Genomic DNA, 25,768 nt, shown 5'->3' with positions numbered 1-25,768 from the left:
GCCGCGGTTGGCAGTTTATTAACAATTCTGTAAACTCTTGCGGTGAAATGTCCCGGTGGATTTAGGGCATGCAGAGCCTGGGATAGGCTCTACGTCTGGCCGCCGGCAATCTAATAAGAGGTCATGATGAGTACAGAGATTAAAACTCAAGTCGTGGTACTTGGGGCAGGTCCTGCAGGTTACTCTGCAGCCTTCCGTTGCGCTGATTTAGGTCTGGAAACCGTAATCGTTGAGCGTTACAGCACCCTCGGTGGTGTTTGTCTGAACGTAGGCTGTATCCCGTCAAAAGCGCTGCTTCATGTTGCGAAAGTGATCGAAGAAGCCAAAGCACTGGAAGAGCACGGTATCGTGTTTGGCCAGCCGCAAACTGACATCAACAAGATCCGTACCTGGAAAGAAAAAGTTATCACCCAACTGACTGGCGGTCTGGCCGGCATGGCGAAAGGCCGTAAAGTGAAAGTGGTAACCGGTCTGGGTAAATTCACCGGTGCTAACACCCTGGTGGTGGAAGGTGAGGGTGGCGCAACCACCATCAACTTCGACAACGCGATTATCGCTGCAGGCTCGCGCCCGATTGAGCTGCCATTCATCCCACACAACGATCCACGCGTGTGGGATTCAACAGATGCGCTGGAACTGAAAGAAGTGCCTAAGCGTCTGCTGGTTATGGGCGGCGGCATCATCGGTCTGGAAATGGCCACCGTGTATAACGCGCTGGGTTCAGAGATCGACGTGGTTGAGATGTTCGACCAGGTTATCCCTGCTGCCGATAAAGACGTGGTGAAGGTCTTCACCAAACGTATCAGCAAAAAATTCAACCTGATGCTGGAAACCAAAGTGACCGCTGTTGAAGCGAAAGACGATGGTATCTACGTGTCAATGGAAGGCAAAAAAGCCCCGGCTGAAGCGCAGCGTTATGACGCAGTGCTGGTGGCGATTGGCCGTGTGCCAAACGGTAAAGGCCTGGATGCGGGTAAAGCGGGCGTGGAAGTGGACGATCGTGGTTTCATCCGCGTCGACAAACAGCTGCGTACCAACGTGCCACACATCTTTGCTATCGGCGACATCGTCGGTCAGCCAATGCTGGCGCACAAAGGCGTGCATGAAGGCCACGTCGCGGCAGAAGTGATTTCTGGTCTGAAGCACTACTTCGACCCGAAAGTGATCCCTTCTATCGCCTATACCGAGCCAGAAGTTGCTTGGGTAGGTCTGACCGAGAAAGAAGCTAAAGAGAAAGGCATCAGCTACGAAGTCTCCACCTTCCCGTGGGCTGCTTCTGGCCGTGCAATCGCTTCTGATTGTGCAGACGGTATGACCAAACTGATCTTCGACAAAGAAACTCACCGTGTGATCGGTGGCGCGATTGTCGGCACCAACGGCGGCGAGCTGCTGGGTGAAATCGGTCTGGCGATCGAAATGGGCTGTGATGCAGAAGACATCGCACTGACCATTCACGCGCACCCAACCTTGCATGAGTCAGTTGGTCTGGCGGCAGAAGTGTTTGAAGGTAGTATCACGGACCTGCCAAACGCGAAAGCGAAAAAGAAATAATTTTTTTGCTAAATAAAGAAACGGCTCCTTAATGGAGCCGTTTTTTATTACGGGTTCTATTAAATTGAATCGATAAATAAGGCGCTGGAGCTAACGCATAAGCCCTGCCGGAAATAGCAGGGGCGAACCCCTGCTATTGAAGTGTTACTGCCTGACTTCGTAAGCCATTACCGCAGATAATTCAGCAGTGAATACCTTGAATCGTAATTCACAGAGTGTATTGCGATTCACCAGGCACAATACTAATAGCATGAGCCCGCCGATAATCAGCTTGCTGAATGATAACTTCATAATCACTTACTCCTTGCATTAGCACGAGCAAGCAACTACCCTAACATTGCTTAGGTGTTTCGGGTAGTTGCCTGCTCGTGCGGTTGATGAAAATTGACCGCATGAGTTTCTCCTTCCACAACCCACCTCAATTGATAATGCTTGAGGCAGATTGCCTCAAGCGCCCGCAGGCAGTCTACGCGTTTTGTTTCTTATTTCACGTCTAATTTATCTTTAATTTTAATTAAATTTCCCAGTTTTATCGTTAGTCTTTAATTAAAGATGTTAAGTGTTCATGTGATTAATTATTGATATCTTTAATCCAATCAATAAAATGCCTTAGCGGTGCGGAAAGGTATTTCCTGCTGGGGTAATAAAGCCAGAATCCTTCTTCAATCTGCGTATACTCAGTAAGTATTTCAACTAATTCTCTCTCCGCCAAAGCAGCGTTGACCGCGTCCTGATGTAAAAAGGCGATACCTAATCCGGCACATGCCGCTTGCAGAATGCGCTCATTATTGTCCAGCACCAGTGAGCCTTTTACCGCCACTTCCTGCTTGCGCCCGTCTTGCCAAAATTCCCAACGATAGCGACGTCCGCTCGGAAAGCGCCGCTCAATACAGGGAAACTGCAATAACTCCGCCGGGAACTGCGGAACGCCATGTTGAGCAAGAAAAGCCGGGCTGGCCACCGCCAGTGCGCGCATCGGCTTGCCAAAGGGCACTGCGATCATATCCTGCGCCAGCACATCGCCATAGCGTACGCCTGCATCAAAACCACTCTCAACGATATCTACCAACGCGTCATTGCTGTCGATCTCCAGCGTAATCTCCGGGAAGCGTTGCACGAACGGTAATATGACGGATTGGAAAAACAGCGCCTCCGCCGAACGCGGCATGCTGATGCGCAACACGCCACGAGGATCGCGACGCCAGTCATTCAGTTCATCCACCGCCTGTGAAAGATCGGCCAGCGCAGGCTGGATACGCAGCAAGAATCGCTCGCCGGCTTCGGTCAGCGCCACTTTCCGCGTGGTGCGGTGCAGCAGACGCACTCCCAACCGCTCCTCAAAGTTGCGCATGGCGTGGCTCAGGCTCGAGGGCGTGACATTTCGCTCCTCAGCGGCTTTGCGAAAACTCAGATGCTGCGCGATAGCGGCAAACATCTCCAGTTCCTGCATTGATGCACGGTAGTTGTTCATTGCTGAATTCCACTCACTAAATCAACGAAAATCGCGCAATTGTTGCTGCGATTGCTGAGGTTTATAACATTAACACCGTAAGCGAAGAGGATAAATCAATGCAACAGCGTCAATTAGGCAGTCAGGGATTACAGGTTTCAGCGTTAGGATTGGGCTGCATGGGCATGAACTTTGCCTATGGTCAGAATGATGAAAAGCAAGCGTTGAATACGCTGGCGCGTGCATTTGAACTCGGCGTCAATTTCCTCGATACCGCTGAAGTGTATGGCCCTTTCACCAATGAAGCGCTGCTGGCGAAAGCGATCAAAGGCCGTAGCGATATCAAAGTGGCGACCAAGTTTGGTTTCCGCATTACCGATCATGGGGAGGGCTGGGAGCGCATAACCGGTGCCAATAGCGAACCGGGGCATATCCGCCGCGCCGTGGAAGGCTCACTTCAGCGCCTGGGTGTCGAAGCCATTGAATTGCTGTATCAGCATCGTCTTGATCCAGCTGTGCCGATTGAGGAGGTGGTAGGCGTGATGGCGGATCTGGTGCGTGAAGGGAAGGTGAAGTATCTCGGTTTATCCGAAGTCTCATCCGCCACGTTACGCCGCGCGCAGGCGGTGCATCCGATTTCGGCCCTGCAGAGCGAATACTCTCTGTGGACGCGCGATCCGGAGCAAGAAATTCTCGCCACCTGCCGTGAGCTGAATATCGGATTTGTCCCTTACAGTCCGTTAGGCCGCGGCTTCCTCACCGGTAACTTCCCGGCGGCGACCACGCTGGCGGAAGATGATTTTCGTCGCTATCTGCCGCGTTTCCAACAGGACGCACAGGCGCATAACCAGAAGTTAGTGAATCAGCTTTCAGAGATGGCTGCAGGTTATGATGCGACAGCAGCACAACTGGCGCTGGCGTGGGTGCTGGCGAAAGGTGAGCATATCGTGCCGATTCCTGGTGCCAGCAAAATCGCCAATCTGGAACAGAACTGTGCTGCGGCCGCTCTCACACTTCATTCAGCCGATATTAAGGCCCTGGATACGCTATTCAATCCACAAAATATTCAGGGTGAGCGCTACAACGAAAGCGAATTCACCCTGGTCGATCGCTAATTTTTAGCCCTTCAATCACAAAATGGCAGGCTCAGGTGGCCTGCTTTTTTGTGTGACCCCGCTCAAAATTCAGATAAATCTGCTAAATAACGCGCGGATGTTGCTTTTTTGTAAACAGATTAACAATCAGCCGAAATGCTGCTATGCTGGCCGACGCGGAACCGGGCACCTCACCCTACTGTTTGACAGCTCAAGGGGTGTACCGGAAAGCTATACAATGAGAGCGAGGAGAACGTCGTGCTAGAAGAATACCGTAAGCACGTTGCCGAGCGTGCTGCCCAGGGAATCGTACCTAAGCCGTTAGATGCTTCCCAAATGGCCGCGCTGGTTGAACTGCTGAAAAACCCGCCAGCGGGTGAAGAAGAATTCCTGACCGATCTATTGGTCAACCGTGTACCCCCAGGTGTTGATGAAGCGGCTTATGTAAAAGCTGGTTTCCTGGCAGCTGTCACGAAGGGCGAAGCCCTCTCTCCTCTGGTTACTCGCGAAAAGGCAGTTGAACTGCTGGGCACCATGCAGGGTGGCTACAACATCCATGCCCTGATCGAAGCGCTTGACGATGAAGCACTGGCTCCGATTGCCGCTGAAGCCCTGTCCCATACGCTGCTGATGTTCGATAACTTCTACGATGTCGAAGAGAAAGCGAAAGCGGGTAACCCCCACGCGAAGAAAATTATCCAGTCCTGGGCCGATGCTGAGTGGTTCCTGAAGCGTCCTAAGCTGGCTGAAAAAATCACCACCACCGTGTTTAAAGTGACCGGCGAAACCAACACCGATGACCTCTCTCCGGCACCGGATGCATGGTCTCGCCCGGATATTCCACTACACGCACTGGCGATGTTGAAAAACCCACGTGATGGTATCGAACCCGACGATGCCGGCAGCATTGGGCCGATCAAACAGATCGAAGAATTGCAGAAAAAAGGCTTCCCGCTGACCTACGTCGGTGACGTGGTGGGTACCGGTTCTTCCCGTAAATCTGCCACCAACTCGGTGTTGTGGTTCATGGGCGATGACATTCCGTACGTGCCAAACAAAAAAGGCGGCGGTCTGTGCCTCGGCGGTAAAATCGCACCGATCTTCTTCAACACTATGGAAGATGCGGGCGCACTGCCGATCGAAGTGGACGTTGACCGTCTGAACATGGGCGATGTGATTGACGTTTACCCGTACAAGGGTGAAGTGCGCAATCATGAAACCGACGAACTGCTGGCGACCTTCGAGCTGAAAACCGAAGTGCTGCTGGATGAAGTGCGTGCCGGTGGCCGTATTCCACTGATCATTGGTCGTGGCCTGACCACTAAAGCACGTGAGTCTCTGGGTCTGCCGCACAGCGATGTGTTTGTGAAAGCCAAAGACGTTGCAGAGAGCACCCGTGGTTATTCACTGGCGCAGAAAATGGTTGGCCGTGCCTGTGGCGTTGAAGGTATCCGTCCGGGTGCCTACTGTGAACCTAAAATGACCTCTGTAGGTTCTCAGGACACCACCGGTCCAATGACCCGTGATGAACTGAAAGACCTGGCGTGCCTCGGCTTCTCATCCGATTTAGTCATGCAGTCGTTCTGTCATACCGCAGCCTATCCTAAGCCGGTTGACGTGACCACGCACCACACCCTGCCTGACTTCATTATGAACCGTGGCGGTGTCTCACTGCGTCCGGGTGACGGGGTTATCCACAGCTGGCTGAACCGTATGCTGCTGCCAGATACCGTGGGTACCGGCGGCGATTCACACACCCGTTTCCCAATCGGGATCTCCTTCCCGGCAGGTTCTGGTCTGGTGGCATTTGCTGCTGCGACCGGCGTGATGCCACTGGATATGCCTGAGTCGGTACTGGTGCGCTTCAAAGGCGAAATGCAGCCGGGCATTACCCTGCGCGATCTGGTTCACGCCATCCCACTGTACGCCATCAAAGCGGGTCTGCTGACTGTTGAGAAGAAAGGGAAGAAAAACATCTTCTCTGGCCGCGTGCTGGAAATCGAAGGTCTGCCGAAACTGAAAGTGGAGCAGGCATTTGAACTGACCGATGCGTCAGCTGAGCGTTCTGCAGCGGGCTGTACCATCAAGCTGGATAAAGAGCCGATCATTGAGTATCTGAACTCAAACATCGTGCTGCTGAAGTGGATGATCTCTGAAGGTTACGGCGATCGTCGTACGCTAGAGCGCCGTGTAGAAGGCATGCAGAAATGGCTGGCGGATCCGCAACTGCTGGAAGGCGATGCGGATGCAGAATATGCGGCAGTGATCGATATCGATCTGGCCGAAATCAAAGAGCCAATCCTGTGTGCGCCAAACGATCCAGATGATGCGCGCTGGTTGTCTGATGTGCAGGGCGAGAAGATCGATGAAGTGTTCATCGGTTCTTGTATGACCAACATCGGTCACTTCCGTGCAGCGGGTAAACTGCTGGATGCGCACAAAGGCCAACTGCCAACCCGTCTGTGGGTGGCGCCGCCTACTAAGATGGATGCCGCTCAGCTGACGGAAGAGGGCTATTACAGCGTCTTCGGTAAGAGCGGTGCGCGTATCGAAATCCCAGGTTGCTCACTCTGCATGGGTAACCAGGCGCGTGTGAAAGACGGTGCGACGGTGGTTTCCACCTCAACCCGTAACTTCCCGAACCGCCTCGGTACCGGCGCGAACGTGTTCCTGGCTTCGGCTGAGTTGGCTGCGGTGGCATCCCTGCTGGGTAAACTGCCAACGCCAGATGAGTATCAGCAGTTTATGGTTCAGGTTGATAAGACGGCGGCAGATACTTACCGCTATCTCAACTTTGACCAGCTGGGTCAGTACACTGAAAAAGCTGACGGTGTGATCTTCCAGACCGCGGTTTAATCGGCGCGAAGGATGAAGAGGGGACGATGCGAATCGTCCCTTTTTTTATGCGCTTTTTTCCTCGAGCATGTCCAGGCATAATGCGAGCGCGATCCCACTTTATTCAGCGCGCTACGCACAAAATGCACCTAACCGGTGCTGCACGTCGCGCCATTAGCTACACGAGGCAAACCCATGGAGTATGAATTTCTGCGTGATTTGACCGGACAGGTCAAAGTGCGTATGTCGATGGACCACGAAGCAGTGGGGCACTGGTTCAATGAAGAGGTCAGAGAGCATCCCGGCCTGTTGGATGAAGTGGAAGCGGCGGCGCGGGAAGTCAAAGGAACGATTAATCAGTGGCAACGTGTCGGGCATGAATACACCATCTGGCTGGATGAAGAAGAGGTGATGATCCGAGCCAACCAGCTGGCGCTGGAAGATGATGGCATGGAAGAGGGCATGACGTATTACGACGAAGAGAGTCTGTCATTTTGCGGCGTGGAAGATTTCCTCGCAGTGATCGCGGCGTATCGGCAGTTTCTTGCGGGCAGATAACCGCAAAATTTCGCCTGCATTGTCGTGGCGTAGTTTTATTTAGACTTTGGCTTTCCCTGACTCAATGGCGGCAGATGATCCCCTTGAATTCAGCGACATGTCGCCTCCAATTGTTTTTTATTTTGTAGGGGAAACGCCGCATCAGGACGATGCGGCGGGTTTGGCATTTATGCGCCGCTTACCACGGAATGTGGATGATGCACCTGCTCCTCATCCACGATGGGTTCGACTTTGCCCATCAGGAACAGGTAGTTAAGAATACCGATAACCACTAATACAGCAGAGAACACCAGCGCCCAGGTGAAGTGGCCTGTCGCCCCGACGATGGCACCAGTAATAATCGGCCCCACCGCACCGCCCATGTTGGATACGGTGTTTTGCAGGCCTGCCACGATCGACACGCTGTTCTGCGGTGCCACATCGCCAGGCAGTGCCCACACCTGAGAAGCCGCAACGGTGGTGCCCGATTTGGCGATACACAGCAACAGCACGGTCATAAATACCGAGTCAGTGAACGGGGCGAAGCCAATACAGAGTGCCATCATCAGACCAATAGTCAGGAACAGCTTGCGCGTGGCGGTCAGTGACAGCACTTTTTTGTGCACCATGCGATCCGATGCCCAACCGGCCAGCACTTCAATCACCATGCCGCAAATCAGCGGCAGCGCAGCCACCATCCCCATCTTGAGGAAATCCATGCCTTTATCTTTCACCAGATAAGTCGGCAGCCAGGTAATAAAGAAGTATGAGGTGTAGTTAATGGTGAAAAAGCCAATGCACATTGCCCAGATATTGCGGTAGCGCAGCAGTTTGTACCACTTCATCGGACGTACGCTTTTGTCGCCGTGTTTCTGCGCCTGGCCATTACGGATAAAGCGCACTTCATCCTGACTGATCGATTTGTGATCTTCCGGGTTTTCCGCATAGATGAAGTACCACGCAATTACCCAGAACACACCGAGTGAACCAATCACCAGGAAAGTGATGCGCCAGTCGAACATGGCGATCATAAATACGATCAACGGCATGGCCACGGCCCCACCAAACTTCGAGGCGCTGTCGAACAGGCCTGAAACGGTGGCACGTTCGCGATCCGGGAACCAGCGCGCGGTTATCCCGGCGTTGCTCGGATAGGCAGCGGCCTCACCGACACCCAGCGCTAAACGCAGCGCCAGTAGAGATTTAAAGCCGGTTGCCAGGCCCATCGCCATGGTAGCAATTGACCACCAGGCCACCGCAATACCGAGACCTTTTTTCTGACCGAAGCGATCGGCAAACCAGCCTGCCGGGATCTGCAACAGCGCGTATGACCAGAAGAACGCTGCCATGATAAAGCCCATCATCTCGGGATTAATGTCGAGCTCTTTGATCAAATGCGGGGCAGCCGCAGAGAGTACGGTACGGTCAATATAGTTAATGGCGATCGCCAGCCACATCAGGCCAGCAATCCACCAGCGAATGCGGGTAGAGCGAGAGGTGTTGTTCATAATATTTTTTCACCTTCCCGGTGTCTTTCGCGCTGTCGCGGCGTTGACTGCAATCATTGACCCATTTTCAGGGGATAAATGACCTTGTCGCTGGCGTCAGCACCAATGACTGGGGATTAAAATTTGGATTAAGTAGGGTTTTGAGAAAATTAATCCAGCCCGTTCATAACATTTGTCGGGCGCTCGCCCTGTTTGATGCACTGCACAATCTGCGCGACGCAACGTTCACCAATGGCACTGATGGCACCGTCGGTGTAACCCGCGATATGCGAAGTCGGGATAAAGTTGCTGAGGGTGAACAGCGGATGTTCCGTCAGCGGTTCCTGCTCAAACACATCGGCGGCCGCGCCAGCGATGACGTTGTCCAGCAGTGCCTGATACAGATCTTGCTCATTGACGATGCCACCGCGTGAGGCATTGATCAGGAATGCACTCTTCTTCATGCGCTTGATGCGCGCAGCATCGAACAGATTCTGGGTTTTATCGGTGAGCGGCTTGTGCAAGGTGATGAAATCGCTGCTTTCGGTCAGCTGATCGAGGCTGACGAATTCGATGCCATGCTCGGCGGCAAATTTTTCATCCGGATAAAAGTCGAAAGCAATCACGCGCATGTTGAAGCCTTTGGCACGCAGCGCAACCTGTTTACCGATATTCCCGAGGCCGATAATGCCCAGCGTTTTGCCATACACATCGGTGGCAAAGATGCGCGGCCAGTTACCGGCACGGGTTTCAATTGCAGCCTGGGTAATCTGGCGTGCGCTATTCAGAATCAACGCGAACGCGAAGTCAGCCACGGCATGTTTATTGGCATCCGGCACATTGGTGACGTAAATGCCGCGTGCGCGGGTGGCATCCAGATTGATGTTGTCGACGCCCACGCCATGCTTACACACGATCTTCAGCTGAGGTGCTTTTGCCAGCAGTGCTTCATTCACATCGGTAAAGGCAACGATCATCGCCACGGTCTCGGCCAGATGCGGCTCCAGCGCGCTAAGTGGTGCATCGGCGGGCAGGGTGATCAGCTCAAAACCCTGCTGTTCCAGCGCATCAATGGGCGCAGCGTCGTATTTGGCGAAAGACGGTGAAGTACAGATAACTTTCATAGCGTTTCCCAATCCTGGTGTTGGAACGGGCAGCAACCGCTGCCCAATCGGTCTTTACTGCAGGTACTGATTCACGATCTGGCGGATCTTCTGCTCTTCTTCGGCAGAGAAGCTCACCGCATAACGGCTGTTACCCACATCTGAACCCAGCAGTGAAACAGCTTTCTTCACGGTGGCCGGTGGGAAACCAACGCTGTAGAGATCGGTGCGCAGGCCCGTGATGTTCTCTTGTGCCTGGCGTGAGCCTTCAATATCGCCCGCATGGAAACGTGCCCAGATAGCGTTGATCTCTTTCGGCGCCACGTTGGCGAGACCCGAAATACAGGCAGTACAACCTTCAACAAAGCCACGGTGGATCAGCGAGTCTGGGCCGGTCAGCACGTTGAAGTTTTCCACGCCTTCAGCGGCCTTCAGGAAACCGCTCAGGCTCTCATAGCTGCCCGCACTGTCTTTGATGCCGATAATGTTGGGATGTGAAGCCAGCGCACGCACGGTTTCCGGCTGTAAGGTGTTGCCGGTGCGTGCAGGGATGTTGTACAGATACAGCGGGACTTCAATCGCATCTGCCACCGCGCGGTAGTGGGCAATCAACTCTTCCTGCTTCAGCGGCACGAAATACGGAGTTATCACCGAAACCGCATCCACGCCCAGTTTGGCGACTTGTTTGCCGAGGCGGATGGTTTCACGGGTAGAGATCTCACCGATGTGCGCCACAACCGGGGCAGCGCCGTTCACTTCATCGACGCAGGTTTCGGTAACCGCTAACTTCTCCTGCTCGTTGAGCACAAAGAACTCACCGTTGGTACCGCCGCAGAAGATGCCGTTACCCGCGCTGAGCTGACGTTGTACCTGCAGGCGCTGAGCCGCGGGATTAAACGCACCTTCACTGTCAAAGGTGGTGACGATGGCGGTTAATACGCCCTGAATTTTCTTACTCATGATGCCCTCATTAATCCTTAGTGATTCAAAGCCGGAAAGAGTGTCAGGTAGACGTTTCGTACGTCATCGGCGTTCACTTTCATCGGTACATTCTTCATCAGTCGCTGCACGTCGAGCGCGGCTTCAACCAGATACGGCAGGTGATCCGGGCCGATACCCAGTTCTTCCAGACTGGCAGGCAGTTTGAGACGTTTCACCAGCGCGGCAAAGTACTCCACCAGCGCATGCGATTTGGCTTCTTCATCCAGTGAGGCATCGGCGTCCGGCAGCAGATCGTAGGCCTGCGCGAATTTGCTCACGGCGGCGGGGCGCACAAAGCGCATGCACGGTGCCAGCAGAATGGCGTTCGCCACGCCGTGCGGCAGATGATATTTGCCGCCCAGCGGATAGGACATCGCATGCACCAGATGGGTACCGGCGTGGGCAATCGATGCGCCACCGTAATAAGAAGCCCACAACATATTCAGGCGCGCTTCCAGATTGCCCGGTTCGGCAATCGTGGTCTCCAGGCTGGCAAACAGCTTTTTCATGCCGATCAGCGCATAGTTATCACTCACCGGATTGGACACGGTGGCGGTAAAGCACTCGATCAGATGACAGAGTGCATCAATACCGGTCGAAGAGGCGATATGTGGCGGCATGCTGGTGGTCAGTTCAGGCACCAGTGCGACATAATCGGGCAGCATCACCGGAGTGATGATGCCGACTTTGGTCTCTTTCTCTGGGATCGCCAGGATTGCGTTTGGCGTGGCTTCGGAGCCGGTACCGGCGGTGGTCGGGATCAACAGTGACGTGGTGCGGGTCAGCGGTTTCTCTCCGGCCAGCAGGGCATCCAATGTTGGCGCGCCATCAACGCACAGAATCGACAGCAGTTTGGCGACATCCAGCACGCTGCCGCCGCCCACGCCGATCACCAGATCGACGTCGGTAGAAGGTAGTGCGGCAACAATGGCGGCGACATCGTGCTGGCTTGGCTCCGGCGGCACGCTGTTGACGATGCTCAAACTGCTGATCTGCTGTTTCAGCTGCGCGATCAGCGACTGAACCGCTGGAATGCCTTCGATATTCTTGTCGGTGACCAGAAGCGCTTTGTCTTTACTCTGCAGTAAATAGCTGAGGTCATTAAGCGCCTGGAAGCCACTGATCACGGTGCTGTTGATATTCATTTCATACCCTTATCGCGGTTTTTTCGTACTAAATGATTAACTTTGCTCATTCAGTGCGGGTTCTGTCACTACAGTGCCTAAATTTATAGGACAAATTGATTTCAAATAATTTGATCTTGCTCACATATAATCAATCATGATTGAATATAATCAATCTCAACACGGCTAACTGCCGGCAGAGGAAAGAGAATGACTTCACAGCCATGGAAAACACCCGTCTTAGTGATCGCGGATGATTTTACCGGTGCCAACGACGCCGGTAGCGGACTGGCGCGAGCAGGCGCAAAGGTGCATGTGCTGTTTGATAGCAGTACTGCCCACGATGCCAGCAGCGCCGATGTGCTGGTCATCAGCACCGACAGCCGTGCAGTCAGTGCAGCAGAAGCAGCGCATCGTACAACGCTAGCATTACAGCAGCATCAGGCGATTGCCCAGGATGGCTGGCTGTTTAAAAAGATTGATTCCACGCTGCGCGGCAATCCGGGCGCAGAGATTGAGGCCGCATTGCACGCCAGCGGAAAAACCTTAGCGCTGGTGGTGCCCGCTGTGCCGAAATTGGGCCGTACCACGCGTGAAGGTGAAGTCTGGATCAACCAGCAGCGTCTGACGGACACCGAATTTGCCAGCGACCCGAAAACCCCGGTGACCAGTAGCCATGTGTTAACCCGCCTGCACATGCAAAGCGATCTGACCGGTGAAACTCTGGACCTGGCGACGGTGCGCAGTGGCAAGCTGGCACAGGTGCTTACCAGTAGGAAGGGCTTAGTGGTGCTGGATGCCGAGCAGGATGCTGATATTGCGCTGATTGTGGCGGCGGCGGCGAGTTTACCCGCACGACCCTTACTCGCAGGCGCTTCCGGATTAGGTGATGCATTGGGCGAATATCTGGCGACGCGTCCGGCCAGGCCGGTGCTGGCCGTGGTGGGTTCGATGAGCGCCATCGCGCAGCAGCAAATCGCCCGCCTCGCGACCCAACGTGACATTCGCATTATCGATATTGATATCCGTCAGTTGTTTGCTCAGCCCGCGTGGCCGCAGGCTGTCGAGTGGCAGCAGGCGATGCAACAGGCTTTACGCGACGGCGCACATTGCGTGGTGCGCACCACACAGCATGCAGAGCAACGCCATGAGATTGAACAGCTGTGTCAGCAACATCAGGTGTCACGCCAGGAGCTGGGAGAACGCATCTGCCACTTTCTCGCCCAATTGATCCACAACGTTTGCCGCCAGGCCTTGCCTGCCGGGTTGTATCTTTCGGGCGGCGACGTGGCAATTGCCGTCGCACAAGCGCTCGGCGCCAGTGGTTTTCAGATTCAGGGCCTGGTGGCGGGCTGTGTGCCGCACGGGGTTCTGCTAAATAGCGAATTACACCTGCCGGTGATGACCAAAGCGGGTGGCTTTGGTGACGAAAACACCCTGGTAGAAGCCATCCGTTTCATTGAGGAGAAGTCGAGTGAATAAAATTATTGCGGTGACCATGGGCGATCCGGCGGGCATCAGCCCGGAGATCATCATTAAAGCGTTAGCGGAAGGTGACCTGGCGGGGATCCCGGCAGTGGTGGTCGGCTGTGCCAGCACGCTGCGTCGGGTGATGGGATTGAACATTACGCCGCAGGCAGAATTACGCGTACTGGATAACGTCAAAGACGCGCATTTCGCACCGGGCATCATCAACGTGATCGATGAACCGCTGGCCAATCCAGAGGCATTAAAACCGGGTGTGGTGCAGAAAGAAGCCGGTGATTTGGCCTGGCGTTGTGTGAAACGCGCCACCGAACTGGCACTGGCCGGGGAAGTGCACGCAATCGCGACAGCTCCACTCAATAAAGAAGCACTGCACTCAGCAGGGCACATTTATCCGGGACACACCGAACTGCTGGCGCAACTGACTAACACCAAAAACTACGCCATGGTGCTGTACACCGATCATCTGAAGGTGATCCACGTCACGACGCATATCGCGCTGCGTAAGTTCCTCGACACCCTGAATGGGGACCGTATCCAGACGGTGATCGGCATGGCGGATACCTTCCTGCGCCGCGTCGGTTTCGACAAGCCGCGCATTGCCGTAGCTGGGGTGAATCCGCATGCGGGCGAAAATGGCCTGTTTGGTGACGAAGAGATCACCACCGTAGCACCGGCAATCAAAGTGATGAAAGAGCAGGGCATTGATGTTTATGGCCCGTGTCCGCCGGATACCGTGTTCCTGCAGTGTCAGCAAGGTCAGTACGATATGGTGGTGGCGATGTATCACGATCAGGGACACATCCCTCTGAAATTGTTAGGTTTTTATGATGGCGTCAATATCACCGCTGGCCTGCCGTTTATCCGTACTTCCGCGGACCACGGCACGGCGTTTGATATCGCCTGGACAGGTAAAGCGAACTCTGCGAGCATGGCGATCTCCATTAAACTCGCGATGCAGCTAGCATAGGGAAATATGAAGGGACAAAGCCGTCTCGACCAGATTATGGACTACCTGAAAAGTCATAATCTGGTCACTGTAGAACAGCTGGTGAGTGCGATCTCGGCTTCACCGGCGACGATCCGCCGCGATCTGATCAAGCTCGACAAGGAAGGCGTCATTAGCCGCAGCCATGGCGGAGTGACGCTCAATCGTTTTATTCCTGCGCAGCCGACCACGCTGGAAAAAATGCAGCGTAATCTGGCCGAGAAGCAGGCCATCGCGCAGTTTGCCGCCAGCTATGTGCAGTCGGGCGACTCCGTGGTGCTGGATGCCGGTACCACCATGCTGGAACTGGCGCGCCAGCTCACGCATCTGCAACTGCGAGTGATCACCGCCGACCTGCATATCGCGCTGTTCCTGTCTGAATTCAAGCAGATTGAAACCACCATTATTGGTGGCCGTATTGATGACTCCAGTCAGTCTTGTATTGGGGAGCATGGCCGACGCCTGCTGCGCAGCATCAATCCGGATATCGCGTTCGTTAGCTGTAACTCGTGGAGTATCGAACGCGGGATTACGACGCCGACGGAAGATAAAGCCGGTCTGAAGATGGATCTGCTGGCGAATGCGCGCCGCCGCATCCTGCTGGCTGACAGCAGTAAGTACGGTTCCTGGTCGCTATACTGCGCCGCACCGATTGATAGTTTGACCGATGTGGTGACGGATGCGCGTCTCGACGACGCAGTTTGTCGCGCGTTGCGTGAGCGTGGCATTGGTTTGCAGCTGACAGCCTGATATAACAAGGTCGCCATCAAAGGCGACCCTTCAGCAACAGGGTTAACCCAATGCTAGCCCTGCACCGACACCTGCTTGCGTAGGGTGCCCATTGATGCGCACCCGTTAATCGCAGCCCACTACGATAGCTTCAATCCCGTCGCCGGAATATTGCGGCCGTAGTAGATTTCACGCATCTCTTTCCACAGCAGATTGGTGATGCGCTTGTGCTCCTGCGGGTTGAGTTCTTCAGGCCTGGTATTGAACAGGTAATATTTCAGGTCAAATTCCTTCAGTAACATCTTGGTGTGAAAGATATTTTCCTGATAGACGTTCACATCCACCATGTCGTACATCGACTTCATATCCTCGGACATAAAGTTCTGAATCGAATTGATCTCGTGATCGATAAAGTGCTTTAAGCCATTCACATCACGGGTAAAACCACGCACGCGATAATCAATGGTAACGATGTCCGATTCCAGTTGGTGAATCAGATAATTCAGCGCCTTAAGCGGCGAAATCACCCCACAGGTGGAGACTTCGATATCAGCGCGGAAGGTGCACAATCCCCCCTCAGGATGGCTTTCTGGATAGGTGTGCACGCAAATATGGCTCTTATCCAGATGCGCCACCACCGAATTGGGCAGCGGACCCGGATGCTCAGATTTGTCGATATCCTGCGGATTGATCGGCTCTTCGCTGACCAGAATGGTAACGCTGGCACCCTGCGGTTCATAATCTTGTCGCGCGATGTTCAGCACGTTGGCACCAATGATTGAGCAGGTCTCAGTCAGGATTTCGGTGAGGCGATTCGCATTATACTGCTCATCAATATAGGCGATGTAGCCATCACGCTCCGCTTCGCTGTTGGCGTAGCAAATATCGTAAATACAAAAACTCAGGCTCTTCGTCAGATTATTGAAGCCGTGTAGTTTCAGCTTTTGCAATTTCGTCACTCCTCACACGACAAGGCATTCAGCAGATATTGCGGTAAGGCAAAGCTACCGACATGAATCGCGGGATTGTAGTAGCGGCAGCGTAGGCCCGCGTCGTCAAAGCGTGATTGCAGGGTGACTGCATCCCACTGGCGTAGCGTCTCGTTGTCGCTTGCCCAGGCAAATGTCATGATGCCGCCGTAATAGGTGGGGATCGCCGCCTGATAAAAGCTGACGTCGGAGAAGTAATGGCCGAGTTTACGATGGCTGTTGATCGCTTCGTCCTGCTGCAGGAAACAGACGCCGTTCTGTGCCACAAAGATTCCACCGGGATTTAGCGCCTGTTTACAGCCGGCATAGAATTCAGAGGTAAACAGACTTTCACCGGGACCGATGGGATCGGTGCAATCGGAAATAATGACGTCGAACTTCTCTTGCGTCTGGGTGACGAAATTCACACCATCATCAATCACCAGATTCAGCCGTGGATCGTCGTAGGCACCGGCGCTGTGATTGGGCAGATACGTCTTGCAAAAACTCACCACGCCGGCATCGATCTCAACCATGGTGATCTGTTCAATCGTTTGGTGACGTAAGACCTCGCGCAGCATGGCGCCATCGCCACCGCCAATGATCAGCACGCGTTTCGCCTTGCCGTGCGCCAGGATTGGCACGTGGGTCATCATTTCGTGGTAGATGAACTCATCGCGCTCGGTGGTTTGCACCACACCGTCCAGCGCCATGACACGACCAAAAGCGGCATTTTCAAAGATCACCAGATCCTGATGCGCCGTTTTGTCGCGATAAAGCAGTTTATCTACCGTGAAATACTGTCCAAATCCGGCATGAAGCGTCTCATACCACATTTCATTCTGGGCCATGATGGGGCTCTCCTCGAATGTCATCGCCATGAAATTAGGGGAAAAAGCATAGCGAAATATGACCGTGGTTGCACGGTCAAATCTTCAGCAGCAGAGCGGGATGGCGGGCTATTTGACGTAAGCGAGCAGACTCAGCGAGTCACGCGCCAGCGACTTACACTTCTTGTCATTGGTAATGGCGATACCGCTCAAATCTTTGTAACTCTCTTCGCCGAGCGACTTCATGTTGTAGTTGCTGTAATTGCCCAGATCCCAGCGGTTCTGCTGGGCAAAAAACACCAGCGCTTTGCGAATTTGCGCATCGGGCAGATCCTGATAGCCACAATCGTTCTTCAGGTAAACAAACACCGCGGTCAGATCGGCCAGATCTTCAGCTTCGGATTCGCTCAGGGCAAAACTGGTGGAGGAGAAGCCAAGGAGTCCCGCCAGCAGCAGGATCTTGATGCTTTTCGTCATAATCATTCTCAACAAGGGACAATTTATTGACGTTAGCACAGTTATTGCAGGGATTCCGCTAAATTTGCCCAAATGGGGCATTCCCACGGTTTTTATCGGCGCATTCTGTTAAGGGGCTTGACCCTCCCGCAGGGTAAAGGTTTACGCTGTGCCCTTATTCACGACAAGGATAAGAATATGCAACGTCGTCATTTTCTAAAGTTGACCGCCGCACTCAGCGCGGCAGGTGCGCTGCCTTTGTGGAGCCGTTCGTTAATGGCGGCGACGCGCCCGCTGTTACCGATCCCCTCTATTTTGCAGCCCGATGCACGCGGAGCGTACACGCTCACCGCGATGAGTGGCACCAGCCAATGGAACGGCAAATCCGTCCCGACGTGGGGCTATAACGGCAGTCTGCTCGGCCCGGCGCTGCGGTTGCCGCGCGAGAAAGCCGTTACGGTGAATATTCATAATCGGCTGGCGGAAGCAACGACATTGCACTGGCACGGTCTGGAAATTCCTGGCGATGTTGATGGTGGACCGCAAGCACTGATTGCGCCCGGTGCCTCACGTCAGGTGACCTTTACGCCCGATCAACCGGCTGCCACCTGTTGGTTCCATCCGCATCAGCATGGCAAAACCGGCTATCAGGTGGCGCAGGGGCTGGCGGGACTGGTGTTGTTAGAGGACGAAGATTCCGGCAAATTGCGTCTGCCGATGCAGTGGGGCGAAGATGACGTGCCGCTGATTTTCCAGGATAAACAGCTGACCAAAGACGGCGCAAAAATCGATTACCAACTCGACATCATGCGCGCGGCGGTGGGCTGGTTTGGTGACATGATGTTAACCAACGGCGTGCAGTATCCGCAGCAAGCGGTGCCACGCGGCTGGCTGCGCTTGCGTCTGTTGAACGGCTGCAATGCCCGTTCGCTGGATATCGCCACCAGTGATAAGCGCCCAATGTACGTGATTGCCAGCGATGGCGGTTTGCTGGCCGAGCCGGTAAAAGTGGATAGCCTGCCGCTGCTGCCTGGCGAGCGTTTCGAAGTGATGATTGATACTTCAGACGGCAAAACCTTCGACATGGTGACGCTGCCGGTGACGCAGATGGGCATGACGCTGGCACCCTTTGATCAACCCTTGCCGCTGGTGCAAATTCTGCCACTGCGCGTGATGGCAAGTGGTTCTATGCCGGATAAGCTGGTGGATCTGCCGCCGCTGCCATCAGTGGAAGGCGTGCAAAGCCGCTGGCTACAACTGATGATGGATCCGCAGCTGGATCAACAAGGCATGCAGGCGTTGATGGATCGTTACGGTCATCAAGCCATGGCCGGGATGAAAATGAACCACGGCAACATGGACTCGAAGGGTGGGGCGATGCAGATGGATCACGGCAACATGGACATGAGCGGCGGTGCCATGAAGATGGACCATGGCAGTATGCCGATGGATCACGCAAAAACAGCGGCTTACGATTTCCACAACGGCAATAAAATCAACGGTCAGGCGTTTAACATGACCAAGCCGATGTTCAATGCTGAACTCGGCAAGCTGGAAAAATGGACCATTTCCGGTGAGGGCGATTCCATGCTGCATCCGTTCCACATTCATGGCACTCAGTTCCGCATCCTGTCAGAAAACGGCAAGCCGCCAGCGCCGCATCGCGCGGGCTGGAAAGACATGGTCAGCGTGAACGGCTGGCGCAGTGAGGTGCTGGTGCGGTTTAACTACGTTGCCAATGCCGATAACGCCTACATGGCGCATTGCCATCTGCTGGAGCATGAAGATACCGGCATGATGCTAGGCTTCACTGTCGGCTAAGTGACTGCCTCACCGCAGCGAAGCCAAAACGTCTTCGCTGTGGGTTGTTTAGCAACACCAGGGCATAAGCGTGGCATTTTACTGCTCAGCAGCAGTATCAGGGCGCCAATGGCCTGATTTCCTGTTACAGGGGCAGGGCACAAGTGGCCTGGTTTACGGCAGCACACGAGCGTGGACATCGGACAGCCTTATCCTGCTGCTCGATGCCTGGTCAACGCCGCTAACTCCTCTCTGAGCGTGCCAGGCAAGTGATTATGCCTGAGCCGCTTCCAGTGCCAGCCGGATATCCTCAATCAAATCATCAGCATGCTCGATACCAATCGACAAACGTACCGTGGCATCGGTAATGCCAATACGCTGGCGTACCTCCTGCGGTACGCCGGAATGGGTGGTGCTGCCCGGATGACTGGCGAGTGATTCGGTGCCGCCCAGGCTCACCGCCAGTTTGAACAACGCAAGGGCATTGAGAAAACGAAATGCTGCCGGCTGGCCGCCTTTGATATCGAACGAGAAGGTGGAACCTGCGCCGCTGCATTGTCGCTGGAAGGTTTCACCCGCAGAGGTGTCCGCATCGAGATAGGGCAGCCAGTGCAATTTTTCTACCTGCGGGTTATCACGCAAAAACGCGGCGACTTTTTCTGCATTGCTGGCGGCTTTCTCCATCCTCAACGACAGCGTTTCCAGCGATCGTCCAATCATCCAGCTGGAGTGCGGATCAAGTTGGGTGCCGATGGCGCTGCGCAGCGATCGCACCTTGCTCACCAGCGCTTTGCTGCCCAGCACCGCACCGGCAATCAGATCCGAATGGCCGCCGACATATTTGGTGAGCGAGTAGAGCGACAAGTCTGCACCGTGCTGCAAAGGACGTTGAAACAGCGGGCCGAGCAAGGTGTTATCGCAGGCGAGAATCGGGCGCGAACCTTGCTGCTGGGTGATGACATCTGCTACCTGCTTCATCAGCTGAATATCCACCAGGCTGTTGGTCGGGTTGGCCGGCGTCTCAATCAGAATCAGCGCCACACGACCGCGCTGCCACGCCAGTTTGGCTGCTTCATACACTTTGTCTTCATCGGTGCCATCGCTGAAGCCGACGGCTTTAATCTCTAAATCGTGCAGCGTTTTGCTTAGCAACGTTTCAGTGCCGCCGTACAGCGGCTGCGAATGCAAAATCACTTCACCTGGCCGCGCAAACGCCAGCAGCGTGGTGGCAATGGCCGACATTCCGGAGGAGAACAGCGCGGCACTTTCTGCCTGTTCATAGATGGCCAACCGATCTTCCACAATCTCGCTATTGGGATGGTTAAAGCGTGAGTATACCAGCCCACCGCTCTTGCCCTCCGGCGGCTGCTTACGTCCGGCAACGAAATCAAAAAAGTCCTGTCCCTCTTCGGCGCTGTTGAACACAAAGGTCGAAGTCAGGAATACAGGAGGTTTGACTGCGCCCTCCGATAGCCGCGGATCGTAACCGTAATTAAGCATCTGCGTTTCCGGATGCAGATCGTGGGTGCCAATCTGTGTTTTTTTACTGGATGAAGCGGCCATAGGATCTCCAGAGAATACCGGTGAGAGTGCGGGTGGGTTTTCTGTAGTTAAGGCCAGCGCAATAAATTTTGCCACGGTATCGTTTGCGTTCTGTGCGCGGCGTTAGAGGTTGGTTCGACTATGATAGACTTCGTGGCTTTCTGAAAACCTTAACCAGGCGAATGCAATGAAACACACCGTCGACGTGATGATCTCTGAGCAGGAGATTGCAACCCGTATTGCCGAACTGGGCAAGCAGATTAGCGAACACTACCGTAGCAGCGGCAGCGAAATGGTGTTGGTGGGTCTGCTGCGTGGCTCCTTTATGTTTATGGCCGATCTCTGCCGTGCCATCGATGTCCCGCATGAAGTCGACTTTATGACCGCCTCCAGCTACGGCAGTGGTATGTCATCGACCCGCGACGTGAAAATCCTGAAAGATCTGGATGAGGACATTCGCGGCAAAGACGTGCTGATCGTGGAAGACATCATCGATTCTGGCAACACGCTGAGCAAAGTGCGCGAGATCCTGCGCCTGCGCGAGCCAAAGTCACTGGCCATCTGCACGCTGCTGGATAAACCAGAGCGTCGCGAAGTGGAAGTGACCGTGGAATACGTTGGTTTCACCATTCCTGACGAGTTCGTGGTCGGCTTTGGTATCGACTACGCGCAGCGCTATCGTCATCTGCCGTATATTGGCAAAGTTATCCCGACCGGTGAATAACCGCACAATCTTCCAAGGCTAATCCCGCCAGCCTGCGATAAGATGCGCAGCCTGCGAGTCAATGACTGACGGGCTGCGCTTGCGTTCCCCTACCGCATGCAGAGTGGTAAAGTGTCGCGGGTTATCGCTCAGCGCTTCATCTTTGATTTTTCACTCGTTATCTCTGAATAACCCCGCATGCTCGGCGTGAGCGCACTATCATTTCATAGGGCTTTGATGTCACTACAACAGGGTATGGATTCGCAATGACTTATGCACTGGAACTTTCCGGGCTCACCAAAACCTATCCCGGCGGCGTTCAGGCGCTGAAGAAGCTTGATCTCAACGTTGAGGCAGGCGATTTTTACGCACTGCTCGGGCCAAACGGCGCGGGTAAATCGACCACTATCGGCATCATCAGTTCGCTGGTGAATAAATCCGGCGGCAGCGTGCGGGTGTTTGGCTATGACCTGGAAAAAGACGTGGTCAATGCGAAACGCCAGCTGGGTCTGGTTCCGCAGGAGTTCAACTTTAACCCGTTTGAAACCGTGATGCAGATTGTGGTGAATCAGGCGGGTTATTACGGCGTGGAGCGTTCTGAAGCTAACAAGCGCGCGGAAAAATACCTTAACCAACTCGATCTGTGGGGCAAACGCAACGAGCGTGCACGCATGCTGTCGGGCGGGATGAAACGCCGTTTGATGATCGCACGTGCGCTGATGCACGAGCCAAAACTGCTGATTCTGGATGAACCGACCGCAGGTGTCGATATCGAACTGCGTCGTTCAATGTGGACCTTCCTGAAAGATCTCAACATCAAAGGCACCACCATTATTCTCACCACGCACTACCTGGAAGAAGCAGAAATGCTGTGCCGCAATATCGGCATTATTCAGAGCGGTGAGCTGGTGGAAAACACCTCGATGAAAGGCCTGCTGTCAAAGCTGCAATCGGAAACCTTCATCCTCGATCTGGCGCCGCGTAGTCCGCTGCCGCAGCTGGAAGGCTTCCAGTATCGCCTGGTGGATACCTCTACGCTGGAAGTGGAAGTGATGCGTGAGCAGGGGCTCAACAGCGTGTTCAGCCAGCTGAGTGCGCAGGGCGTGCAGGTGCTGAGTATGCGTAACAAAGCGAACCGCCTTGAAGAGCTGTTCGTCAGCCTGACCCAGGGTAAAGGAGTGAAAGCATGACACATTTATACTGGGTGGCGCTCAAGAGTATCTGGGCCAAGGAGATCAACCGTTTTGCCCGCATCTGGATTCAGACGCTGGTGCCACCGGTGATCACCATGACGCTCTATTTCATCATCTTCGGTAATCTGATTGGTTCACGCATCGGCGATATGCATGGCTTCAGCTATATGCAGTTCATCGTGCCGGGTCTGATCATGATGGCGGTGATTACCAATGCTTACGCCAACGTGGCCTCTTCATTCTTCAGCGCCAAATTCCAGCGCAATATTGAAGAGCTGCTGGTGGCGCCGGTGCCCACGCACATTATCATCGCTGGTTATGTTGGCGGCGGCGTGGCGCGTGGCGTGTGCGTCGGTATTCTGGTGACGGCGATTTCGCTGTTCTTTGTGCCGTTCCACGTGCACTCGTGGTCAATGGTGGCCCTGACGCTGCTGCTGACTGCGATTCTGTTCTCGCTGGCTGGCCTGCTGAATGCGGTGTTTGCGCGTACCTTTGACGATATCAGCTTGATCCCCACCTTCGTGCTGACACCGTTAACCTATTTGGGGGGGGTGTTCTATTCGCTGACGCTGCTGCCGCCGTTCTGGCAGGCGGTGTCGAAACTGAACCCGGTGGTATATATGATCAGTGGATTCCGCTACGGTTTCCTCGGCATCAATGATGTGCCGCTGGTGTTTACCCTGTCAGTGCTGATTGCCTTTATCGTGGTGTTTTACGTACTGGTGTATGCGTTGATTCAGCGCGGTCGCGGATTGCGGACTTAAGTTTTACGGGGGCGGCCGAATGGCCGCCCTCGTTGTATCAAGCCACCTGAACCGGCAACGCTTTAGCGATGCGTTTCATCTCGTTGTCGCCTTCGAAATAAGCGACTTTGGGCTGCCAGCTACGGGCGACTTCATCTTCCACCTGCACATAAGAGCAGATGATCATGATGTCACCTTCACAGGCACAACGGGCGGCGGCACCATTGACGGAGATGATCTTCGAGCCACGCTCAGCGGCAATCGCGTAGGTGGAGAAACGCTGACCGTTGGTGACGTTATAAATGTCGATGGCTTCGTATTGCAGAATGCCGGATGCATCAAGAAAATCCTGGTCGATGGCGCAGGAACCTTCGTAGTGCAAATCTGCCTGCGTAACTTTCACGCGGTGCAGTTTGCCCTGAAGTACGGTACGAATCATAACGGGATAACCTTATTAAGCTGCGATTAAACGACGGAGGTTACTCCGTCAGATCCACTTGCTGATTATCGATCAGGCGCGCATTCCCCAACCAGGCGGCCATCAGAATCACGGCGCGCTGGCTATCCACCGTCAGCGGCTGCAAATTGTCGGCATCGCAAATGGCCAGGCCATCAGGGCGGAAGCCTTTCTCACGCAATGCGGCCTCGGCCGTTTCGATAATCTCTTCAACATGGCGTTCGCCGTTGTTCAGACGCTCGGCCATGCTGTTCATCACCTGGCTCAGACCCGCAGCAATCGCGCGCTCTTCGCTGGTGAGATAACCGTTACGTGAGCTCAACGCCAAACCATCTTGCGCGCGTACGGTTGGCACGCCGACAATCTCGATATCGAAGCCCATGTCGGCCACCATCTTGCGAATAATGGCTAACTGCTGGAAATCTTTCTCACCAAAACAGGCAATATCGGGCTGCACCAGATTAAACAGTTTGCTCACAATAGTGGACACACCGCGGAAGTGACCGGGACGACTGGCACCTTCCAGCAGAGACGATAACCCCGGAACTTCAACGAAGGTCTGGCTATCCAGCCCTTTGGGATACACATCCGCTGGCGCAGGGGCAAACACTACATCGACGCTATGACGATTGAGCTTCTCGCAATCGTCCTGCAAGGTACGGGGATAACGCGCCAGGTCATCGGCGCGTTCAAACTGCATCGGGTTGACGAAGATCGAGACCACCACTATATCGGCCCGCTCGCGCGCTTCATCCACCAACGTCAGGTGGCCGTCATGCAGGTTGCCCATGGTGGGCACCAGCGCGATACGTTTGCCTTCCTGCCGCCAGCGACGAATTTCTCGTCGCAGCATCGGCAGCGATTCAATAATCAGCACTGCAACTCTCCTGATTTACTGGAAACTGTGTTCGGCGGCAGGGTAGATGCCCGCCTCAACGTCGGCAATATACTGGCGAATTGCCGCGCGAATGTCGCCGGTTTCCGCGAGGAAATTTTTGGCAAATTTAGGAATATGACCGCCGGTAATGCCAAAGGCATCGTGCATCACCAGAATCTGTCCATCGGTGACGTTACCCGCACCAATACCGATGACCGGAATGCTCAACGCTTTGGTGATACGCTCTGCCAGCGCCACCGGCACACACTCCAGCACCATCAATTGTGCTCCGGCGGCTTCCAGCGCCAGTGCATCGGCCAGCAAACGCTCCGCGCCCGCTTCATCACGGCCCTGCACCTTGTAGCCACCAAAGATGTTCACAGACTGTGGCGTCAGGCCGAGATGACCACAGACCGGCACGGCGCGCTCGGTAAGCATACGCACGGTGTCTGCCAGCCATTCACCGCCTTCCAGCTTCACCATGTTAGCACCGGCACGCATCAGTTGAGCGGCGTTATCGAAGGTTTGCTGCGGTGTGGCGTAACTCATGAACGGCAGGTCGGCCATCACCAACGCATTCGGCGCGCCTCGGCGCACGGCCGCGGTGTGATAAGCGATATCCGCCACGGTGACAGGTAATGTGGATTCATGGCCTTGCACGGTCATGCCAAGGGAGTCGCCAATCAGCATCACCTGAATGCCTTCATCGGCAAACAGGCGGGCAAAGCTAAAGTCGTAGGCCGTCAGGGTGGCAAATTTGCGGTCACTGGCTTTGAGCTGGCGTAAATGGGAGATGGTTGTCGGTTTCATCGCACACTCCAGAGTTTTCTGATGC

The 25,768-nt window shown here is 54.5% G+C and carries 23 protein-coding genes; 11 read left to right on the top strand and 12 right to left on the bottom strand.

Translation table 11 applies throughout. The features are described from left to right. Nucleotides 1-126 precede the first annotated feature (126 nt). Entirely contained in the window at nucleotides 127-1,551 is a 1,425-nt protein-coding gene (gene lpdA / locus JK231_RS17450; RefSeq protein WP_034829692.1) for a dihydrolipoyl dehydrogenase, read from the top strand. Between the two features lie 571 nt (nucleotides 1,552-2,122). Here the strand turns inward: lpdA and JK231_RS17440 are convergent. Beyond that, entirely contained in the window at nucleotides 2,123-3,022 is a 900-nt protein-coding gene (locus JK231_RS17440) for a LysR family transcriptional regulator (RefSeq protein ID WP_211729132.1), read from the bottom strand. A gap of 98 nt (nucleotides 3,023-3,120) precedes the next feature. On the opposite strand from JK231_RS17440, the gene JK231_RS17435 reads away from it, so the two are divergent. The 3 genes from JK231_RS17435 (at nucleotide 3,121) to yacL (ending at nucleotide 7,488) form a co-directional block, all read left to right on the top strand. After that, complete coding sequence (locus tag JK231_RS17435) at nucleotides 3,121-4,116, top strand: aldo/keto reductase (RefSeq protein ID WP_211729131.1); 996 nt, start codon at nucleotides 3,121-3,123, stop codon at nucleotides 4,114-4,116. Nucleotides 4,117-4,353: 237 nt separating this feature from the next. Continuing rightward, the gene (gene acnB, locus JK231_RS17430) at nucleotides 4,354-6,951 is read left to right on the top strand and encodes a bifunctional aconitate hydratase 2/2-methylisocitrate dehydratase (protein WP_160833531.1); all 2,598 of its coding nucleotides are present in this window, start codon (nucleotides 4,354-4,356) and stop codon (nucleotides 6,949-6,951) included. Nucleotides 6,952-7,125: 174 nt separating this feature from the next. Then, nucleotides 7,126-7,488: a protein YacL gene (gene yacL, locus JK231_RS17425; protein ID WP_097118360.1), complete on the top strand. Its 363-nt coding sequence runs from the start codon at nucleotides 7,126-7,128 to the stop codon at nucleotides 7,486-7,488. A 167-nt stretch (nucleotides 7,489-7,655) separates the two neighbouring features. Here the strand turns inward: yacL and JK231_RS17420 are convergent, their stop codons facing one another. The 4 genes from JK231_RS17420 to JK231_RS17405 all read right to left on the bottom strand — a co-directional run bounded on the left by JK231_RS17420 (nucleotide 7,656) and on the right by JK231_RS17405 (nucleotide 12,183). Further along, complete coding sequence (locus tag JK231_RS17420) at nucleotides 7,656-8,975, bottom strand: MFS transporter (protein ID WP_211729130.1); 1,320 nt, start codon at nucleotides 8,973-8,975, stop codon at nucleotides 7,656-7,658. Nucleotides 8,976-9,124: 149 nt separating this feature from the next. Next, entirely contained in the window at nucleotides 9,125-10,078 is a 954-nt protein-coding gene (locus tag JK231_RS17415; RefSeq protein WP_211729129.1) for a phosphoglycerate dehydrogenase, read from the bottom strand. Nucleotides 10,079-10,132: 54 nt separating this feature from the next. Continuing rightward, nucleotides 10,133-11,017 (bottom strand): dihydrodipicolinate synthase family protein, encoded by an 885-nt coding sequence (locus JK231_RS17410; RefSeq protein ID WP_034829589.1) that lies wholly within the window; start codon nucleotides 11,015-11,017, stop codon nucleotides 10,133-10,135. Between the two features lie 17 nt (nucleotides 11,018-11,034). Continuing rightward, nucleotides 11,035-12,183: an iron-containing alcohol dehydrogenase gene (locus JK231_RS17405; protein ID WP_211729128.1), complete on the bottom strand. Its 1,149-nt coding sequence runs from the start codon at nucleotides 12,181-12,183 to the stop codon at nucleotides 11,035-11,037. Between the two features lie 189 nt (nucleotides 12,184-12,372). Here JK231_RS17405 and JK231_RS17400 point away from each other — a divergent pair, with 189 nt between their 5' ends. Genes JK231_RS17400 through JK231_RS17390 form a run of 3 tightly spaced genes read left to right on the top strand, consistent with a single transcriptional unit; the run spans nucleotide 12,373 to nucleotide 15,385 of the window. Further along, nucleotides 12,373-13,644, top strand: coding sequence for a four-carbon acid sugar kinase family protein (locus tag JK231_RS17400; protein WP_211729127.1), 1,272 nt, complete (start codon nucleotides 12,373-12,375; stop codon nucleotides 13,642-13,644). Further along, nucleotides 13,637-14,617, top strand: a complete 981-nt coding sequence (locus JK231_RS17395; RefSeq protein ID WP_034829583.1) for a D-threonate 4-phosphate dehydrogenase — start codon at nucleotides 13,637-13,639, stop codon at nucleotides 14,615-14,617. Before JK231_RS17400 ends, JK231_RS17395 begins: the two co-directional genes overlap by 8 nt. Before the next feature lie 6 nt (nucleotides 14,618-14,623). Then, complete coding sequence (locus JK231_RS17390) at nucleotides 14,624-15,385, top strand: DeoR/GlpR family DNA-binding transcription regulator (RefSeq protein WP_034829581.1); 762 nt, start codon at nucleotides 14,624-14,626, stop codon at nucleotides 15,383-15,385. A gap of 119 nt (nucleotides 15,386-15,504) precedes the next feature. Here the strand turns inward: JK231_RS17390 and speD are convergent, their stop codons facing one another. The 3 genes from speD to JK231_RS17375 form a co-directional block, all read right to left on the bottom strand. Beyond that, on the bottom strand, nucleotides 15,505-16,314 hold the full coding sequence (gene speD, locus JK231_RS17385) for an adenosylmethionine decarboxylase (protein WP_097118365.1): 810 nt from the start codon (nucleotides 16,312-16,314) through the stop codon (nucleotides 15,505-15,507). Between the two features lie 5 nt (nucleotides 16,315-16,319). After that, a complete protein-coding gene (speE, locus tag JK231_RS17380; RefSeq protein ID WP_211729126.1) occupies nucleotides 16,320-17,183 on the bottom strand; it encodes a polyamine aminopropyltransferase in 864 nt (287 codons plus the stop codon). 108 nt (nucleotides 17,184-17,291) lie between these two features. Next, nucleotides 17,292-17,639, bottom strand: coding sequence for a YacC family pilotin-like protein (locus JK231_RS17375; RefSeq protein ID WP_097118367.1), 348 nt, complete (start codon nucleotides 17,637-17,639; stop codon nucleotides 17,292-17,294). A 177-nt stretch (nucleotides 17,640-17,816) separates the two neighbouring features. Between JK231_RS17375 and cueO the strand changes: the two genes are divergently transcribed. Beyond that, on the top strand, nucleotides 17,817-19,439 hold the full coding sequence (gene cueO / locus JK231_RS17370) for a multicopper oxidase CueO (RefSeq protein WP_211729125.1): 1,623 nt from the start codon (nucleotides 17,817-17,819) through the stop codon (nucleotides 19,437-19,439). Nucleotides 19,440-19,691: 252 nt separating this feature from the next. Here the strand turns inward: cueO and JK231_RS17365 are convergent, their stop codons facing one another. Continuing rightward, nucleotides 19,692-20,981: a cystathionine gamma-synthase family protein gene (locus JK231_RS17365; protein WP_034829570.1), complete on the bottom strand. Its 1,290-nt coding sequence runs from the start codon at nucleotides 20,979-20,981 to the stop codon at nucleotides 19,692-19,694. A 166-nt stretch (nucleotides 20,982-21,147) separates the two neighbouring features. Here JK231_RS17365 and hpt point away from each other — a divergent pair, with 166 nt between their 5' ends. From hpt to JK231_RS17350, 3 genes are all read left to right on the top strand, one after another. Then, nucleotides 21,148-21,684, top strand: coding sequence for a hypoxanthine phosphoribosyltransferase (gene hpt, locus JK231_RS17360; RefSeq protein ID WP_039331277.1), 537 nt, complete (start codon nucleotides 21,148-21,150; stop codon nucleotides 21,682-21,684). Between the two features lie 245 nt (nucleotides 21,685-21,929). Continuing rightward, nucleotides 21,930-22,853, top strand: a complete 924-nt coding sequence (locus tag JK231_RS17355; protein WP_097118370.1) for an ABC transporter ATP-binding protein — start codon at nucleotides 21,930-21,932, stop codon at nucleotides 22,851-22,853. Then, nucleotides 22,850-23,620, top strand: coding sequence for an ABC transporter permease (locus JK231_RS17350; protein WP_034829563.1), 771 nt, complete (start codon nucleotides 22,850-22,852; stop codon nucleotides 23,618-23,620). The genes JK231_RS17355 and JK231_RS17350 overlap by 4 nt, the downstream gene beginning before the upstream one ends. A gap of 37 nt (nucleotides 23,621-23,657) precedes the next feature. On the opposite strand, the gene panD is transcribed toward JK231_RS17350, so the two are convergent. Genes panD through panB form a run of 3 tightly spaced genes read right to left on the bottom strand, consistent with a single transcriptional unit; the run spans nucleotide 23,658 to nucleotide 25,743 of the window. Further along, nucleotides 23,658-24,038, bottom strand: a complete 381-nt coding sequence (gene panD, locus JK231_RS17345; RefSeq protein WP_034829560.1) for an aspartate 1-decarboxylase — start codon at nucleotides 24,036-24,038, stop codon at nucleotides 23,658-23,660. Between the two features lie 40 nt (nucleotides 24,039-24,078). Next, the gene (gene panC / locus JK231_RS17340; protein WP_211729124.1) at nucleotides 24,079-24,933 is read right to left on the bottom strand and encodes a pantoate--beta-alanine ligase; all 855 of its coding nucleotides are present in this window, start codon (nucleotides 24,931-24,933) and stop codon (nucleotides 24,079-24,081) included. Between the two features lie 15 nt (nucleotides 24,934-24,948). Then, nucleotides 24,949-25,743 (bottom strand): 3-methyl-2-oxobutanoate hydroxymethyltransferase, encoded by a 795-nt coding sequence (gene panB / locus JK231_RS17335; RefSeq protein WP_211729123.1) that lies wholly within the window; start codon nucleotides 25,741-25,743, stop codon nucleotides 24,949-24,951. Nucleotides 25,744-25,768 lie beyond the last annotated feature (25 nt).

The organism is Pantoea sp. JGM49 (assembly GCF_018257655.1).
Taxonomy (GTDB): Bacteria; Pseudomonadota; Gammaproteobacteria; order Enterobacterales; family Enterobacteriaceae; genus Pantoea; species Pantoea communis.
Note: the sequence above shows the minus strand (reverse complement) of the source record. Positions and strands in the feature narration are given on the sequence as shown.

Bases quoted from the DNA above. Each gene is read 5' to 3' on its own strand.
- lpdA (WP_034829692.1), top strand. From the start codon at position 127: ATGAGTACAGAGATTAAAACTCAAGTCGTGGTACTTGGGGCAGGTCCT.
- JK231_RS17440 (WP_211729132.1), bottom strand. From the start codon at position 3,022: ATGAACAACTACCGTGCATCAATGCAGGAACTGGAGATGTTTGCCGCT.
- JK231_RS17435 (WP_211729131.1), top strand. From the start codon at position 3,121: ATGCAACAGCGTCAATTAGGCAGTCAGGGATTACAGGTTTCAGCGTTA.
- yacL (WP_097118360.1), top strand. From the start codon at position 7,126: ATGGAGTATGAATTTCTGCGTGATTTGACCGGACAGGTCAAAGTGCGT.
- JK231_RS17420 (WP_211729130.1), bottom strand. From the start codon at position 8,975: ATGAACAACACCTCTCGCTCTACCCGCATTCGCTGGTGGATTGCTGGC.
- JK231_RS17415 (WP_211729129.1), bottom strand. From the start codon at position 10,078: ATGAAAGTTATCTGTACTTCACCGTCTTTCGCCAAATACGACGCTGCG.
- JK231_RS17410 (WP_034829589.1), bottom strand. From the start codon at position 11,017: ATGAGTAAGAAAATTCAGGGCGTATTAACCGCCATCGTCACCACCTTT.
- JK231_RS17405 (WP_211729128.1), bottom strand. From the start codon at position 12,183: ATGAATATCAACAGCACCGTGATCAGTGGCTTCCAGGCGCTTAATGAC.
- JK231_RS17400 (WP_211729127.1), top strand. From the start codon at position 12,373: ATGACTTCACAGCCATGGAAAACACCCGTCTTAGTGATCGCGGATGAT.
- JK231_RS17390 (WP_034829581.1), top strand. From the start codon at position 14,624: ATGAAGGGACAAAGCCGTCTCGACCAGATTATGGACTACCTGAAAAGT.
- speE (WP_211729126.1), bottom strand. From the start codon at position 17,183: ATGGCCCAGAATGAAATGTGGTATGAGACGCTTCATGCCGGATTTGGA.
- JK231_RS17375 (WP_097118367.1), bottom strand. From the start codon at position 17,639: ATGACGAAAAGCATCAAGATCCTGCTGCTGGCGGGACTCCTTGGCTTC.
- cueO (WP_211729125.1), top strand. From the start codon at position 17,817: ATGCAACGTCGTCATTTTCTAAAGTTGACCGCCGCACTCAGCGCGGCA.
- JK231_RS17365 (WP_034829570.1), bottom strand. From the start codon at position 20,981: ATGGCCGCTTCATCCAGTAAAAAAACACAGATTGGCACCCACGATCTG.
- hpt (WP_039331277.1), top strand. From the start codon at position 21,148: ATGAAACACACCGTCGACGTGATGATCTCTGAGCAGGAGATTGCAACC.
- JK231_RS17355 (WP_097118370.1), top strand. From the start codon at position 21,930: ATGACTTATGCACTGGAACTTTCCGGGCTCACCAAAACCTATCCCGGC.
- JK231_RS17350 (WP_034829563.1), top strand. From the start codon at position 22,850: ATGACACATTTATACTGGGTGGCGCTCAAGAGTATCTGGGCCAAGGAG.
- panD (WP_034829560.1), bottom strand. From the start codon at position 24,038: ATGATTCGTACCGTACTTCAGGGCAAACTGCACCGCGTGAAAGTTACG.
- panB (WP_211729123.1), bottom strand. From the start codon at position 25,743: ATGAAACCGACAACCATCTCCCATTTACGCCAGCTCAAAGCCAGTGAC.